At 70.5% G+C, this 13,833-nt stretch carries 13 protein-coding genes; 5 read left to right on the plus strand and 8 right to left on the minus strand.

Annotated elements, in window-relative coordinates; all coding sequences use genetic code 11:
* Positions 1-4: 4 nt before the first annotated feature.
* The 4 genes from AB0I53_RS06260 to AB0I53_RS06275 all read right to left on the minus strand — a co-directional run bounded on the left by AB0I53_RS06260 (position 5) and on the right by AB0I53_RS06275 (position 3,891).
* Positions 5-700: a response regulator transcription factor gene (locus AB0I53_RS06260; protein WP_132494405.1), complete on the minus strand. Its 696-nt coding sequence runs from the start codon at positions 698-700 to the stop codon at positions 5-7.
* Between the two features lie 38 nt (positions 701-738).
* The gene (locus tag AB0I53_RS06265; RefSeq protein ID WP_358597330.1) at positions 739-1,950 is read right to left on the minus strand and encodes a sensor histidine kinase; all 1,212 of its coding nucleotides are present in this window, start codon (positions 1,948-1,950) and stop codon (positions 739-741) included.
* Positions 1,951-2,176: 226 nt separating this feature from the next.
* Positions 2,177-2,806, minus strand: coding sequence for an MBL fold metallo-hydrolase (locus AB0I53_RS06270; RefSeq protein WP_358597333.1), 630 nt, complete (start codon positions 2,804-2,806; stop codon positions 2,177-2,179).
* Positions 2,803-3,891, minus strand: a complete 1,089-nt coding sequence (locus tag AB0I53_RS06275) for an S-(hydroxymethyl)mycothiol dehydrogenase (protein ID WP_358597772.1) — start codon at positions 3,889-3,891, stop codon at positions 2,803-2,805. The genes AB0I53_RS06270 and AB0I53_RS06275 overlap by 4 nt, the downstream gene beginning before the upstream one ends.
* 144 nt (positions 3,892-4,035) lie before the next feature.
* Here AB0I53_RS06275 and AB0I53_RS06280 point away from each other — a divergent pair, with 144 nt between their 5' ends.
* Positions 4,036-4,842, plus strand: coding sequence for an SAM-dependent methyltransferase (locus AB0I53_RS06280; RefSeq protein ID WP_358597336.1), 807 nt, complete (start codon positions 4,036-4,038; stop codon positions 4,840-4,842).
* A gap of 57 nt (positions 4,843-4,899) precedes the next feature.
* Here the strand turns inward: AB0I53_RS06280 and AB0I53_RS06285 are convergent, their stop codons facing one another.
* Positions 4,900-6,069 (minus strand): MFS transporter, encoded by a 1,170-nt coding sequence (locus AB0I53_RS06285; protein ID WP_358597339.1) that lies wholly within the window; start codon positions 6,067-6,069, stop codon positions 4,900-4,902.
* A gap of 140 nt (positions 6,070-6,209) precedes the next feature.
* Here AB0I53_RS06285 and AB0I53_RS06290 point away from each other — a divergent pair, with 140 nt between their 5' ends.
* On the plus strand, positions 6,210-7,697 hold the full coding sequence (locus tag AB0I53_RS06290) for an amidase (protein WP_358597342.1): 1,488 nt from the start codon (positions 6,210-6,212) through the stop codon (positions 7,695-7,697).
* Positions 7,698-7,922: 225 nt separating this feature from the next.
* On the opposite strand, the gene AB0I53_RS06295 is transcribed toward AB0I53_RS06290, so the two are convergent.
* Both AB0I53_RS06295 and AB0I53_RS06300 read right to left on the minus strand, forming a co-directional pair.
* Positions 7,923-9,116 (minus strand): acyl-CoA dehydrogenase family protein, encoded by a 1,194-nt coding sequence (locus AB0I53_RS06295; RefSeq protein ID WP_358597345.1) that lies wholly within the window; start codon positions 9,114-9,116, stop codon positions 7,923-7,925.
* Positions 9,113-10,294, minus strand: coding sequence for a CoA transferase (locus tag AB0I53_RS06300; protein ID WP_358597348.1), 1,182 nt, complete (start codon positions 10,292-10,294; stop codon positions 9,113-9,115). The genes AB0I53_RS06295 and AB0I53_RS06300 overlap by 4 nt, the downstream gene beginning before the upstream one ends.
* A 157-nt stretch (positions 10,295-10,451) precedes the next feature.
* On the opposite strand from AB0I53_RS06300, the gene AB0I53_RS06305 reads away from it, so the two are divergent.
* Positions 10,452-11,105, plus strand: a complete 654-nt coding sequence (locus tag AB0I53_RS06305; protein WP_358597351.1) for a GntR family transcriptional regulator — start codon at positions 10,452-10,454, stop codon at positions 11,103-11,105.
* Between the two features lie 62 nt (positions 11,106-11,167).
* Here the strand turns inward: AB0I53_RS06305 and AB0I53_RS06310 are convergent, their stop codons facing one another.
* The gene (locus AB0I53_RS06310; RefSeq protein ID WP_358597354.1) at positions 11,168-11,746 is read right to left on the minus strand and encodes a TetR/AcrR family transcriptional regulator; all 579 of its coding nucleotides are present in this window, start codon (positions 11,744-11,746) and stop codon (positions 11,168-11,170) included.
* A 116-nt stretch (positions 11,747-11,862) separates the two neighbouring features.
* Between AB0I53_RS06310 and AB0I53_RS06315 the strand changes: the two genes are divergently transcribed.
* A complete protein-coding gene (locus AB0I53_RS06315; RefSeq protein WP_358597357.1) occupies positions 11,863-12,909 on the plus strand; it encodes an alcohol dehydrogenase family protein in 1,047 nt (348 codons plus the stop codon).
* Positions 12,906-13,742, plus strand: coding sequence for an alpha/beta hydrolase (locus AB0I53_RS06320; protein WP_358597360.1), 837 nt, complete (start codon positions 12,906-12,908; stop codon positions 13,740-13,742). The genes AB0I53_RS06315 and AB0I53_RS06320 overlap by 4 nt, the downstream gene beginning before the upstream one ends.
* Positions 13,743-13,833 lie beyond the last annotated feature (91 nt).

Raw genomic sequence — 13,833 nt, forward strand, 5'->3', positions numbered from 1 at the left:
GCCGTCAGGCCGAGGCCTGGCGCGGGCGCACCTCGGCCTGGCCCGGGCACACCAGGCCGGTCTCGTAGGCCGTGATCACCAGCTGGGTGCGCGAGCTGAGGTGCAGCTTCTGCATCACGTGGTAGAGGTGCGACTTGACCGTCAGCTCCGCCAGCCCGAGGTTGCGGGCGATCTCGGCGTTCGACCCGCCGCGCGCGACCTCCAGCAGCACGTCTAGTTCCCGCTCCGTCAGTACGCTCAGCTCGCTGCGCGCGTCGCGGACGCCCAGCGCCGCGAAGCGCTGTAAGAGCCGCTTGGTGACCCGCGGCGACAGCAGCGCATCTCCGGCCGCGACCGTGTGCACGGCCTTGACCAGTTCCTCCGGCGTGGCGTCTTTGAGCAGGAAACCGCTGGCGCCGGCGCGCAACGCGGCATAGACGTACTCGTCGAGATCGTGCACCGTGAGCATGATCACCGAGGTCTCGCCGCCGGTCTCCGCGATGATGTCGCCGGCCGCAGCGATGCCGTCCTTGCCCGGCATCCGCACGTCCATGAGCACCACGTCGGGCCGGCGGCGGCGCACGGCGGCCAGCGCCGCATCTCCGTCGGCGGCTTCGGCCAGTACCCGCAGGCCCGGCTCGTTGGACAGCAGCGCAACAAGTCCCGCGCGGATCATCGCTTGGTCATCGGCTACCAGGACAGTCGTGTCCGCAGTTTCCACGCCGGGCCCTCCTCGGTCCGGACGGCCTGCATTGCGAGTCAGGCCAGGTCCGAATTTCCCGGGCACGGTAGCACGGCTTCAAGGTGAAATCCGTTCAAAATCGGATGTGCGGTCAAGGTTCCGCCCAGCAGCGCAACGCGTTCCCGCAGGCCGATCAGCCCATGTCCCGACTGTTGGGAGACAGGCCTGCCATCAACCGCGTCGACGCCGCTGATGCGGTTGGTCACCTCGATCCGCAGCGCATCGGGCCCGTAGTCCAGCGACACCCGCGCTCGACCGGCCCCCGCGTGCTTGAGCACGTTCGTCATCGCTTCCTGCACGATCCGGTACGCGGTCATCTCCACGCCGGAGCCGAGCTCGCGGACCTTGCCGCGCCGGTCGAGCGTCCACACCACGTGCCCGCCGCGAACCGACTCGACCAGCGCGTCCACCCCGTCCAGGCTGGGCATCGGCTGCCAGTCCATCGGATCCTGACCGGCCGGGTTCCGATCGCGCAGCACGTTGAGCAGGTTGCGCATCTCCCCCAGCGCGCCGCGCGAGGTCTGTTCGAGCTCCTGCAGGGTCTGCCGGGCGTGATCCGGATCGCGGTCGATCAGCGCCCGGGCGACGCCCGCGCGCAGCGCGACCACGGACAGGTTGTGCGACACGATGTCGTGGAACTCGCGCGCGATTCGGGCCCGCTCGACGACCGCGGCGTCGGCGGCGAGCTGATCGCGCGCCTCGTCCAGCAGCGCCATGGTCTGCTCCAGCTGCACCGCCCGCCGGCGGCCGATCCGCACCGCCCGGGCCCAGCCGACCACCATCACGAGGTTCACCACCGCGCCGGAGATCCGCAGCAGTCCCTCCACCGGCGACAGCTCGTAGACGACCAGCTCGCTGACCGGGTAGACCATCGCGACCGTCGCGGCACCCACCGCGCCGACCAGCGAGACGCGCACGCAGACCGAGTAGACCGCGACCAGGATCACCAGGTTCAGCCCGCCGATGTTGAGCTGCAACGCGGTGAGCCCGACGGTGACCGCCAGCAGCTCGAAAAGCACCAGCCACGGCGCCCGTCGGCGCAGCAGCAACAGGGCGGTGGCGGGCACGCTCACCAGCAGCGGCCACCACCAGTCCATCCAGGGTGGATGGTCGCCGATGGTCAGGTCGAAGCCGTGCAGCACCGAAAGCACCAGCACGAAAGCGAGATCGCCGAGCATGGCGCGGTGCGCGGTGGCCCAGGCCAGCAAGCCGGTCCGCGGCTGAGCCACTGCGGCGCCGCCAATTGCGTGATCGACCAATCCAACCTGCCTCAAGACCGTTCATGAAGCCGTCAGCGCGTCGGGCGCGGACCGGCTCGTGAGTGGTGGTTTCGGTAAGAACCGGAACCACCACTCACGAGAACCAAGATCGTGTACCAACGCGCCGACGCGCTTCATCCGGCGAAAGTCGTAGCGGCGAACCTACCGTTCGCCGCCGCCGACCTACCGGGAACGGTCAGTACCCGCGCGCGACCCACTCGTCGAACTGCGGCCGGACCGCGCCGATCGTGCTGCTCTCCCCGTGTCCGGTCCGGACCTCGGTGTCCTCGGGCAGCGGCAGCAGCCGGTCCCGGATCGACGCCACGACGACGTCGAAGTCCGAATAGGACCGACCGGTGGCACCGGGCCCGCCGGCGAACAGGGTGTCGCCGGTGAACACCACGCCCAGCTCGGGCGAGTACAGGCAGACCGCGCCCGGCGCGTGGCCGGGCGTGTGCAGCACCCGCAGGCTCGCGCCGCCGACCTCGATCACCTGGCCGTCGGCGAGCTCCCGGTCGGGCTCGCGGTCCGGGTGCACCAGGTTCCACAGCACCATGTCGTCGGGGTGCAGGAAGATCGGTGCCCCGACGGCGTCGGCCAGCTCCGGCGCCTTGCGCACGTGGTCGTCGTGGGCGTGCGTGCACACCACGCCCAGCACCCGCCGATCGCCGACGAGCCGGCGGATCGCCTCGACGTCGTGCGGCGCATCGATGATCACGCACTCGCGGTCGTCGCCGACCACCCACGCGTTGTTCTCGACGTCGAAGGTCTGGCCGTCCAGCGAGAACGTGCCCGAGGTGGTCGCGTGGTCGATGCGCGGCGTCATCCGAAGGTCACCACCGAACGCAGCACCTCGCCGCGGTGCATCTTCTCGAACGCCTGCTCAACCTGGTCCAGCGCGATCTCCTCGCTGACAAACTTCTCCAGCGGCAACCGGCCCTGCAGGTAGAGCTCGATCAGCATCGGGAAGTCGCGTTCCGGCAGGCAGTCGCCGTACCAGCTGGACTTCACCGCACCGCCGCGGCCGAACACGTCCAGCAGCGGCAGCTCCAGCTTCATCTCCGGCGTCGGCACGCCGACCAGCACCACGGTGCCTGCCAGGTCGCGCGCGTAGAAGGCCTGCTCGAACGTCTCCGGGCGGCCGACCGCGTCGATCACCAGGTCGGCGCCGAAGCCGTCGGTGAGCTCCCGGATCGCCTCGACGCTGTCGGTCTCGGCGGCGTTCACGGTGTGCGTGGCGCCGAACTGCCGCGCCCACTCCAGCTTCCGCGGGTCGCGGTCCACCGCGATGATCCGTCGCGCCCCGACCATGCTCGCCCCGGCGATCGCGCCGTCGCCGACGCCACCGCAGCCCAGCACCGCGACGGTGTCTCCCGGCCCGGCGTTGCCGGTGTTGATCGCGGCCCCGATCCCGGCCATCACGCCGCAGCCCAGCAGCCCGGCCACCGCCGGGCGCGCCGCGGGATCGACCTTGGTGCACTGCCCGGCGTGCACCAGCGTCTTTTCCGCGAAGGCGCCGATGCCCAGCGCGGGCGACAGCGGCGTGCCGTCGGTCAGCGTCATCGGCTGCGCCGCGTTGTGCGTGGCGAAGCAGTACTGCGGCCGGCCGCGCTTGCAGGCCCGGCACACACCGCACACCGCGCGCCAGTTGAGGATCACGAAGTCGCCGGGCTGCACATCGCGCACGCCCTCGCCGACCGCTTCGACGATGCCTGCGGCCTCGTGCCCCAGCAGGAACGGGTACTCGTCGCTGATACCGCCCTCTCGGTAGTGCAGGTCGGTGTGGCACACCCCGCACGCCTGCACCCGCACCACGGCCTCTCCGGGTCCCGGATCCGGAACGCGGATGGTCACCACCTCGACCGGTGCGCCTTTCCCGGTCGCCACCACCGCGCGGACTTCGTCGGCCACGAGCACCTCCATCAGATCGTCGTTTCCGGTCACCATCGTCGTACGCGCGCACGACCGTCAGCAAGCGCGGTGCCAGACCGATCGCGAACACGCAGTGTTATCAGTTGACTACTGTACGATTCTGGCAGCGAGGGGAGGACGATCATGGCCGACACGCGCATCCCGCCGGTCCGGGAGATGGACATCGCCCGGCCCTGCGCCGCCCGGATCTACGACGCGTTCCTCGGCGGCAGCCACAACTTCGGTTGCGAGCGAACGTTCATGGAAGCCCTGGAGCGGGAGCTGCCGGACATCGGCGAGTCATACCGGGAGAACCGGGCATTCGTCCGGCGCACAGTGGAGTACCTGCTCGCGCGCGGCATCCGCCAGTTCGTTGACCTCGGCTCGGGCATCCCCACCATCGGCCACGTGCACGAGGTGGCGCGGCGCCGGACCCGCGACTTCCGGGTGCTCTACGTGGACAACGAGCCGCTCACCGTCGCGCACAGCAAGCCGTTGCTGGCCGGCGAATCGCGCGCCGAGATCATCCGGGCGGACTGCCGCGCCCCGCAGGCGATCCTGGGTTCCCCGGAGGCCGCCGAACTGCTCGACCTGGACGAACCGGTGGCACTGCTGATGACGGCGGTGCTGCACTTCGTTCCCGACTCCGACGACCCGGTCGCGCTGGTGGAGGCCTATCGCGACGAGCTGGTTCCCGGCAGCCACCTGGTGATCTCGCACCTGACCGGCAGCCACGACCCGGACGAGATGCGCATCCTGTCGGGCCGCTACGCGGAGACCACGGATCCGCTGCACCCGCGCGAGGTCGAGTGGATCGAGAAGCAGTTCGGCGACTTCGAGGTCCTACCGCCGGGAGCGACGTACCTGTCGGACTGGCGACCAGAACCCGGCCAGACCGCGGCAAAGCGCCGCTACCGCCTGCTCTACGGCGGAGTAGCCCGAAAGCCCTGACCAACTCCGGCACGCCCCGGACGGGTTTCCGGTTTTGCCTGGAATCGGGCGGCCGCCTCAGCGGCGGATGAACAGCAGCAGGACGCCCGCGGTGATCGCCGCGATTCCCGCCGCCAGCCAGGCTCCCGCCAGGCCCGTTTGTTCCGCCAGGATGCCGAAGAGCAGCGGCCCGAGGCTGCCGCCCAGGTAGATGCCGGTCTGGGTGAACGAGGTGGCGCTGGCGACCCGGTCCGGGGCGATCTTGGCGACCGCGAAGTTCAGCAGCCCGGGCCAGGCCCAGCCCGCGCCGAAGCCGATCGACACGCCGATCAGGAACGCCACCGGCGAGTTCACCGCCATCAGCCCGAAGCCGATCGAACCGATCAGCAGCATCGCGGTGATCACCCGCACCAGGTTCGGGTTCTTGCGATCCGCGAGCACTCCCGCGCACAACCGGACCGTCAGCCCGGTCGCCGATCCCAGCGACAGCACCAGTCCGGCCGCGGACGGGCTGAACCCGACCTCGACGGCGGTGGTGGTGACGAACGCACCGAGCGCGTTCGCCGCCGCCGAACCGAGGCCGCCGGAGATCGCCAGCAACAGCAGCGCACCGCGAGCCGCGTCGCGCCCGGTGGTATCGGCACGTCGTGCGGCGGACCGCTCGGCATCCGGCAGCCGCGGCACCGCGACGGCGGCGACCAGGCCGACCAGCCCGGCGATCACGAACACCCACCGCCAGCCGACGGTCAGCGCCACGGCGGGCACCGCGACCCCGGCCAGCAGCGTCGCGGCCGGGATGGAGGACTGCTTGACGCCGAAGCCCATGCCCCGCCGGTTGGCCGGAATGCCTTGCGCGATAAGCAGGTTGGAGGCCGGTTGGGCCAGCGAGTTCGGCAGTCCGGCCACCCACAGCAGCCCCAGCAGCCAGGGCACGCCGGGCGCCATGGCCAGCCCGAACAGGCAGATCGAGCTGCCGAGCGCGCCCAACCGCATGCCCGTTCGGGCACCGATCCGCTCGACGACCCACCCCATCGTCCGGGACGACAGCGACGCGACGCCGAAGAAGCCGGCCGCGCCCACACCCAGCAGCGCCGCGCCGAATCCGAGGTCCTGCTGCAGCTGCACGCCCATGCCGCCGACGAGGAACACCGGGAACACCCCGACCGTCACGACCGCGGCCACCGACGACAGCACCCGCGGGATCCCGATGGTCCGCGGAGTCTGTCCGGCGACGGCCACTGCGGGCATGCGTCCTCCTCGCGGCACGTTGCGGTGTGCTGGTCTTACCAGCGTGCGAACCGGCGGGTTTTTTAGCAACGCTAACGTGACGCACGCCTCCCCGAACGCCCGGTTGACGTCGGCCCCGCCGAAGCGCAAAGGTCAACAGCGTGGGTCGACAACAGGAAGACAGCGTGGTCGTGGCACCCGGTTCCCGGCTTCCCGCGCCGGAGGTCCCGAACCTGGTGCTGCTGGATGCCGTGGAGCTTTCCTGGCTGATCCGCCGCAGGGAGGTCACCTGCGTCGAGGTGCTGGAGACCTACCTCCGGCACATCGACCGGCTCAACCCGGCGGTCAACGCGATCGTGTCGCGCGCCGACGAGGCCGAGCTCATCGAGCAGGCCAAGCAGCGGGACCAAGAACTCGACCGCGGCGATCCCATCGGTTGGATGCACGGCTTCCCGATCGCGGTGAAGGACCTCTCCCACGCGAGCGGGTTCCCCACCACGATGGGCTCGCCGATCTTCGCGGAGCAGGTCGCGACGACCGACGACCTGCACGTGCGGCGGATGCGCGAGGCCGGCGCGATCGTCATCGGCAAGACCAACGTCCCCGAGTTCGGTCTGGGCTCGCACACCTTCAACCCGGTGTTCGACACCACGCTCAACGCCTACGACACCACGCGCAGCGCGGGCGGCAGCAGCGGCGGCGCGGGAGCCGCGCTGGCCCTGCGGATGCTGCCGGTCGCCGACGGCAGCGACTTCATGGGTTCGCTGCGCAACCCGGCGGCGTGGGGAAATCTCGTATCGCTGCGGCCCGGTTTCGGCCGCATCCCGAGCGAGGGATTCCTGAGCGAGCCCGCGGTGGTCGGCCCGATGGGGCGCACGGTGCGGGACATCGCGATGCTGCTGTCCACAATGGCCGGTCCGGACGAACGCGCGCCGCTGAGCATCGAGCAGGACCCGGAGCTGTTCACCGGAAACCTGGAGCACGACTTCGGCGGAGCCCGGATCGGCTGGATCGGCGACTTCGACGGCTACCTGGCCACCGAGCCGGGGCTGCTCGACCTGTGCAAGGCGTCCTTCGGCGCCCTCGCCGAGATCGGCTGCGAGGTGGAGCCGGTGTCGCGCCGGCTGCCGGTCGAGCAGGCGTGGGAGACCTTCCTGCTGTGGCGGTCGTGGACGGTCGGGCGCAAGAACGCCGAGCTGCACGCCGATCCGGCCACCCGGGAGCTGCTCAAGCCGGAGCTGATCTTCGAGATCGAGGGCTACCAGCGGCTCACCGCCGACGACATCGCACGCGCCCTGACCGGCCGCAACGAGTGGTACGCCGCGGTGGCCGGGCTGTTCGACGACTACGACTTCCTGCTCGCGCCGAGCGCGCAGGTGTTCCCGTTCGACGCCGGGCAGCGCTGGCCGGAGCAGATCGACGGCCGGTCGATGGATACCTACCACCGCTGGATGGAGACGGTCGCGCCGTGGACGCTGTCCGGGCTGCCGATCGTGAACCTGCCGGTCGGCTTCAGCGAGTCCGGGCTGCCGATGGGCGTCCAGCTGATCGGCCGGAACCACGCGGAGTGGCCGCTCCTGCAACTGGCCCACGCCTACGAGCAGGCCACCGACTGGACCCACCGAGTCCTACCACCCATGCTCCGCTAGGCCGGCGTGTTCGCGGGTGTGGCGCCGACCCGGCAAGGGACAAGCGGCGCAACCGCTTAGACCACCCACGCAACCGGCACCGCCGCGGGTTCTCAGAAGCTTTCTCGCGAGGACGGCCCCGACGCGACGTATTGGAACATACGTGCGTCGGGGATCCCACAGCGAGAAAGCTCCTGAGGTTCCGCTACCCGCGCCGTCACGCAAGACGAGCTTGGAACACCCTTGTCAGCCGCGGAAGGCCGCGAGCCCGGTTAGGGCTTGGCCGATGGTGAGGGCGTGCATCTCGCTGGTGCCCTCGTAGGTCAGCACCGACTCCAGGTTCGTCATGTGCCGGATCACCGGGTACTCCAGCGAAATCCCGTTGGCGCCCAGGATGGTCCGCGCCGTGCGGGCCACCTCCAGCGCACCGCGGACGTTGTCGAGCTTGCCGAAGCTCACCTGCTGCGGGATCAGCTCGCCGGCGTCCTTGCGCTTGCCGAGGTGCAGCGCCAGCAACCGTCCATTTTGGACTCGCACCGCCATGTCGGCGAGCTTGGCCTGGGTGAGCTGGAAGCCACCGATCGGCCGGCCGAACTGCTCGCGGGTGGTCGCGTAGTCCAGCGCCGTCTCCAGGCAGCTGCGCCCGGCTCCGACCGCGCCCCACACGATGCCGTAGCGCGCCTCGTTCAGGCAGGACAGCGGCCCGCGCAGCCCGGTGACCTCCGGCAGCACCGCGTCGGCGGGCAGCCGGACGTCGTCGAGCACCAGCTCGCTGGTCACCGACGCCCGCAGCGACAGCTTGTGCTTGATCTCCGGCGCCGAGAAGCCCGGCGTGTCGGTCGGGACGACGAAGCCGCGCACGCCTTCGTCCGTCTGCGCCCACACCACCGCGACCGAGGCGACCGTGCCGTTGGTGATCCACATCTTGCGGCCGTTGAGCACCCAGTCGGAGCCGTCTCGGCGCGCGGCGGTGCGCATCGAGGCCGGGTCGGAGCCGTGGTCGGGCTCGGTCAGGCCGAAGCAGCCGATCGCCTCGCCCGCGGCCATCTGCGGCAGCCAGCGCTGCTTGTGCTCCTCCGAGCCCCACCGCCAGATCGCGAACATCGCCAGCGAGCCCTGCACCGAGACCAGCGAGCGCAGCCCCGAATCGCAGGCCTCCAGCTCCTCGCAGGCGATGCCGTAGTCCACTGCGGACAGTCCAGCGCAGCCGTAGCCCTCCAGGTGCATGCCCAGCACGCCGAGCTTGCCCAGCTCCCGGGCCAGTTCCCGGACCTGCGGGAGTTCGCCGCGCTCGAACCACTCCGCGACGTGCGGCTGCACGTGGTCCCGGCACAGCGCGCGCACGCTGTCGCGGATCGCGAGCTGCTCCGGGGTGAATTCGGCGTCGATCCCCAGCGGATCGCGCGGGTCGAACGCGGGACGTTTTCCACCGGCACTCATTGCGGGCTCCTCCTCGAGACGAGCGGGGAAAGCTGTTGTTCGGAGTCCTCCAGCCAGGTGAGGACTTCCTTGGTGTGTTCGCCGAGCAGCGGCGGCGGCGTCACCTCGGCGGTGCCGTGGCCGGAGAAGTCGATGGGCGTGCGCACCTGCATCGCGGCGCCGCCGCCGGGATCGACCATCGGCCGCAGCCCCAGCGACTCGGCGTAGTGCACGGCCCGCGACAGGTCGTTGACCTGGCCGCACGCGATGCCCACTCCCTGCAGGCGCTGCTGCCAGTCCGCGGCGGTCCGCGCGCCGAGCACGTTTTCCAGCTGCCGCGCCAGTTCCTCGCGGTTGGCCACCCGCTGCGCGTTGGTCGCGAACCTCGGGTCGTCGGCCAGCGCGACCAGCCCCAGCGCTTCGCAGAGCTTGCGGAACTGCCCGTCGTTGCCGACCGCGACGGCCAGGAAGGCGTCCTCGCAGCGCAGCGCCTCGTACGGCGCGATGCTCGGGTGCCGGTTGCCCATCCGCTTCGGCGCGACTCCGGTGGTCAGCAGGCTGCTCATCTGGTTCGCCAGCGACGCCAGCAGGCTGGACAGCAGGTTCACCTCGACGTGCTGGCCGCGGCCGGTCAGCTCGCGGTGCCGCAGCGCCGCCATGATGCCCAGCGCCGCGTCCTTGCCGGTGAGCACGTCCACCACCGCCACGCCGACCTTCATCGGCGCGCCGTCGGCCTCGCCGGTGATGCTCATCAGGCCGCCGAGCGCCTGCACCACGAAGTCGTAGCCGGGCAGGTGCGCGCCTTCCTTGCTGCCGAACCCGGAGATCGAGGCGTAGATCAGCCGCGGGTTGATCCCGAGCGCGCTCTCGTGGTCCAGGCCGTAGCGGGCCAGCGAGCCGGCCTTGAAGTTCTCCACCAGGACGTCGGCGCGGCGGATGAGCCGGCGCGCGGCCTCCTGGTCCGCCGGGTCGGCGAGGTCGAGGGTGATGCTGCGCTTGCCGCGGTTGGCCGACTCGAAGTAGGCGGAGCTGTGCTCGGTCCAGGGCGGTCCCCACGAACGCGTGTCGTCGCCGTCGCCGGGGCGCTCCACCTTGATCACGGTCGCGCCCAGGTCGGCCAGCAGCATGGTCGCGTACGGCCCGGCCAGCACCCGGCTGAAGTCCGCGACGACCACGCCCTCCAGCGGCAGCGTCTCCATGCACCCACCCTTCCGATCGGCAGGCCGGCCCCATCCGGCACCGGTGCAGCGCGGTGGCCTGAACAGCGGCTTGCCTAGCCGAGATTTTGGATCCAATATACAGTTGATCGGGCGGCGGTCAAGACGCCGGAGAACCGCGAAAACTGGAGAGCCGGGGATGCAACGACCACCCACCACCCAGGAGTTCGTCCTCGGCGAGCTCCGCAAGGCCATCGTGTCCGGCGAGCTGGCGCCGGGCCAGCCCATCCGGCAGGACACCATCGCCCAGCGCCTCGGCGTGAGCCGGGTTCCGCTGCGCGAGGCGCTGAAGACGCTGGAGGCCGAGGGCCAGGTGATCTACCAGCCGCACCGGGGATATTCGGTGGCCGAGCTGTCGCTGGGCGACCTGCTGGAGGTCTACCGGATGCGCGAGCTGCTCGAATCGGAGGCCGCGACGGTGGCCACCGAGCGGCTCACCGACGCCGACCTGGCCCGGATCACCGACGCCCAGCTCGACGTCGAGAAGGCCGCCGACAGCAGCGACCTGGTCGCGATGATCGCGGCGAACCGCCGCTTCCACTTCGCGCTGCTGGAGCCCGCCGGGATGCCCCGCCTGCTGCGCGTCGTGCGCACGCTCTGGGACGCCACCGATGCCTATCGCGCGGTGTACTACAACTCCAGCACCAACCGCGAGCGCGTCCGCCACGAGCACGATTCGATCGTGGCGGCGGTCGCGGATCGACGGGCCGGCGAACTCGTGCGGCTGCTCGACGAGCACCGCCGGCACGCGGTCGACGCGCTGCGCGCCACCATCGCGTCCGAAGTGGACTGATCCCGGCTCGTCTTCGCTTTTGAAGCAGCGCAGCCGCTCACCGGCACCGTCGCAATCAGCACTCAGGCCTTGAGCAGGATCTCCGCGGTTTTGCGCGCCTGGCGGACCGCGCCGTCGAAGCCTGCCGAGGCCGCCACCGTCGCGCCCTCGTAGAGCAGCAGAGCGCTGTGGGCGAAGTCCGCCGGATCAGCCAGTCCGGCTGCCGCGGCGAGCTTCTCGAAGTACTCGCGCATCCACCGCTTCTGGCCGATGATCACGGCGCGGGCCGGGCTCTCGGGATCCGGGATCTCCGCCAGGGCGTTGACGAATCCGCAGCCCCGGAAGTCCCCGCCGCCCATCCACGCTTCGAGCGCGTCGAAGACCGCCAGCAGCTCGTCCTCCGGCGCGGCCGCGTGCTCGGCGACCCACCGCTCCAGCCAGGCGCGCCAATGCTGGTCCCGTTCGACCAGGTACGCCGTGACGAGCTGATCCTTCGAGCCGAAGCACGCGTACAGGGTCTTCTTGGTGACGCCCGCTTCGGCGGCGATCGCCTCGACGCCGACGGCGTGGATGCCCTGCCGGTAGAACAGCTCCGCCGCCACGTCGAGCACCCGCCGCCCGGCCGGCGTCAGCTTCTCCAACAACTCCGCAGCACTTCCCACGCCTCGACTATACCTACCGGTGTGTTGACATCAAGCCACGCACGCCTACCCTGGTAACCACACCGGTCGGTATACCTGTCCCGACCGGGACCAATACCCAGAACGGAGTGTTTCCCATGCGGGCAGTGCTGCTCACCGGCTTCGGCGGACCGGAGAAGCTGGCGTACCGGGAAGACGTGCCCGAGCCGCAGGCCGGGCCGGGCGAGGTGCGCATCCGGGTCGCCGCCACCGCGATCAACAACACCGACATCTGGACCCGCGAAGGCGCGTACGGCTCCCCCGACGACCCCGGGGCGAGCGCGGGCTGGCGGCGGGAGCCCCTGGAGTTCCCGCGCATCCAGGGCGCCGACGTGGTCGGCCGCATCGACCAGGCCGGCGTGGGCGTGCCCGAATCCCGGCTGGGCGAGCGGGTGATCGTCGACCCGATGCTCTACACCGGCGGCGAGCGAGAACTGGTCGACACCGCGTACCTGGGCAGCGAGCGCGACGGCGGATTCGCCGAATTCACCACCGTGCCCGCCCAGAACGCCCACCCGATCGCCAGCGACCTCGGCGATGCGGAGCTGGCGACCTTCCCCACCGCATACGCGACGGCGATGCGGATGCTGAACCGGGCGGCCGTCCGCGCCGACGAGACCGTTGTGGTCACCGGCGCCTCCGGCGGAGTCGGCTCGGCGCTGATCCAGCTCGCGACGCTGCGCGGAGCGCGCGTCGTGGCGATCACCAGCGACGCGAAGCGGGAGCGCGCGCTGCGCCTCGGAGCGCATGCGACGGTGGACCGGCGCGCCGCCGACCTGGAGGCGGCGGTGCGGGCCGCGGTCGGCCCGGTCGACGTAGTCGCCGACGTCGTGGCCGGGCCGGGCTTCCCGGCGCTGCTGCGGATGCTCGGGCCGCTGGGTCGCTACGTCGTGGCCGGCGGGATCGCCGGGCCGCTGGTGGAGACGGACCTGCGCACGGTCTACCTCCGCCAGCTGCAGCTGATCGGCTCGTCGTTCGGCACCCACGACGACTTCGCCCAGCTCCGGCGGCACATCGCCCGCGGCGAGCTGATGCCGCTGCTGGCCGGGACGTATCCGCTGCACGAGTTGCCCGAAGCGCAGAAGACCTTCGCCGCCAAGGACTTCTTCGGCAAGCTCGTGATCACCCTGGACGGCGCGGCATGATCCTGGACCGGCACCTGATCGTCGACGGAGTGCGGCTGGCTTTCCGGCGAACCGTCGGAAGCACCGGCGAAACGCTCGTGTTCCTGCACGGAACGCCGTCGCACTCCCACATCTGGCGCAACGTGATCCCGACCGTCGAAGCCGCGGGGCACGGCGTCCTGACCTACGACCTGCTGGGCTACGGCGCCTCCGAGCGCCCGCCGAACCGCGACACCTCGGTCACGGCACAGGCGGATCTGCTCGAAGAAGTCCTGGCGCAACAGGAGATCCGACGCTGCACGCTGATCGCCCACGACATCGGCGGCGCGGTAGCCCAGATCTTCGCCACCCGCCAGCCGGACCGCGTCGAGCGCCTGATGCTGATCGATTCGGTCAGCTACGACTCGTGGCCGTCGAGCACCTGGCAGGAGATCATCCGCGACCACCTCGCCGACTACGCCGCCATGCCCCAGGCGGAGTTCGAGGCGATGCTGACCCGCCAACTGACGATGACGGTCGCGGACCCGACCAGGATGACCGGCGAAACCCTGGAGGCCTACCTGGCTCCACACAGGACAGCGATGGGCCGGGCGTCGTTCTTCGAGCACCAGGTTCGCCACTACGACTCAACACCGACGCAACGGGTGACTCCGCTGCTGAAAACCCTCACCACGCCGACGAGAATCGTGTGGGGAGCCGAAGACCGCTGGCAACCGCCCGCCTTCGCGCGACGCCTGGCCGAGGACATCCCCAACGCGCAACTGTCGATCATCCCCGGCGCGGGCCACTTCCCGATGGAGGACAACCCACTCCGGATCGCCGAAGAGATCCGGACCTTCCTCGCCGACGCCTGAGCGCGGGTCGTGAGTGCGAAAACCGGTAAGAGCCGGCGCTGTCGCACACCGCGAACGACCTCAAGAAAATGTGATGCATTTCACGTCTGTT

This window comes from Saccharopolyspora sp. NPDC050389 (assembly GCF_040655595.1).
GTDB lineage: Bacteria > Actinomycetota > Actinomycetes > Mycobacteriales > Pseudonocardiaceae > Saccharopolyspora.

Excerpts from the sequence above, each read along its gene's own strand:
- AB0I53_RS06300 (WP_358597348.1), bottom strand. The coding sequence starts at position 10,294 with ATGGAGACGCTGCCGCTGGAGGGCGTGGTCGTCGCGGACTTCAGCCGG.
- AB0I53_RS06320 (WP_358597360.1), top strand. The coding sequence starts at position 12,906 with ATGATCCTGGACCGGCACCTGATCGTCGACGGAGTGCGGCTGGCTTTC.
- AB0I53_RS06280 (WP_358597336.1), top strand. The coding sequence starts at position 4,036 with ATGGCCGACACGCGCATCCCGCCGGTCCGGGAGATGGACATCGCCCGG.
- AB0I53_RS06285 (WP_358597339.1), bottom strand. The coding sequence starts at position 6,069 with ATGCCCGCAGTGGCCGTCGCCGGACAGACTCCGCGGACCATCGGGATC.
- AB0I53_RS06315 (WP_358597357.1), top strand. The coding sequence starts at position 11,863 with ATGCGGGCAGTGCTGCTCACCGGCTTCGGCGGACCGGAGAAGCTGGCG.
- AB0I53_RS06305 (WP_358597351.1), top strand. The coding sequence starts at position 10,452 with ATGCAACGACCACCCACCACCCAGGAGTTCGTCCTCGGCGAGCTCCGC.
- AB0I53_RS06295 (WP_358597345.1), bottom strand. The coding sequence starts at position 9,116 with ATGAGTGCCGGTGGAAAACGTCCCGCGTTCGACCCGCGCGATCCGCTG.
- AB0I53_RS06270 (WP_358597333.1), bottom strand. The coding sequence starts at position 2,806 with ATGACGCCGCGCATCGACCACGCGACCACCTCGGGCACGTTCTCGCTG.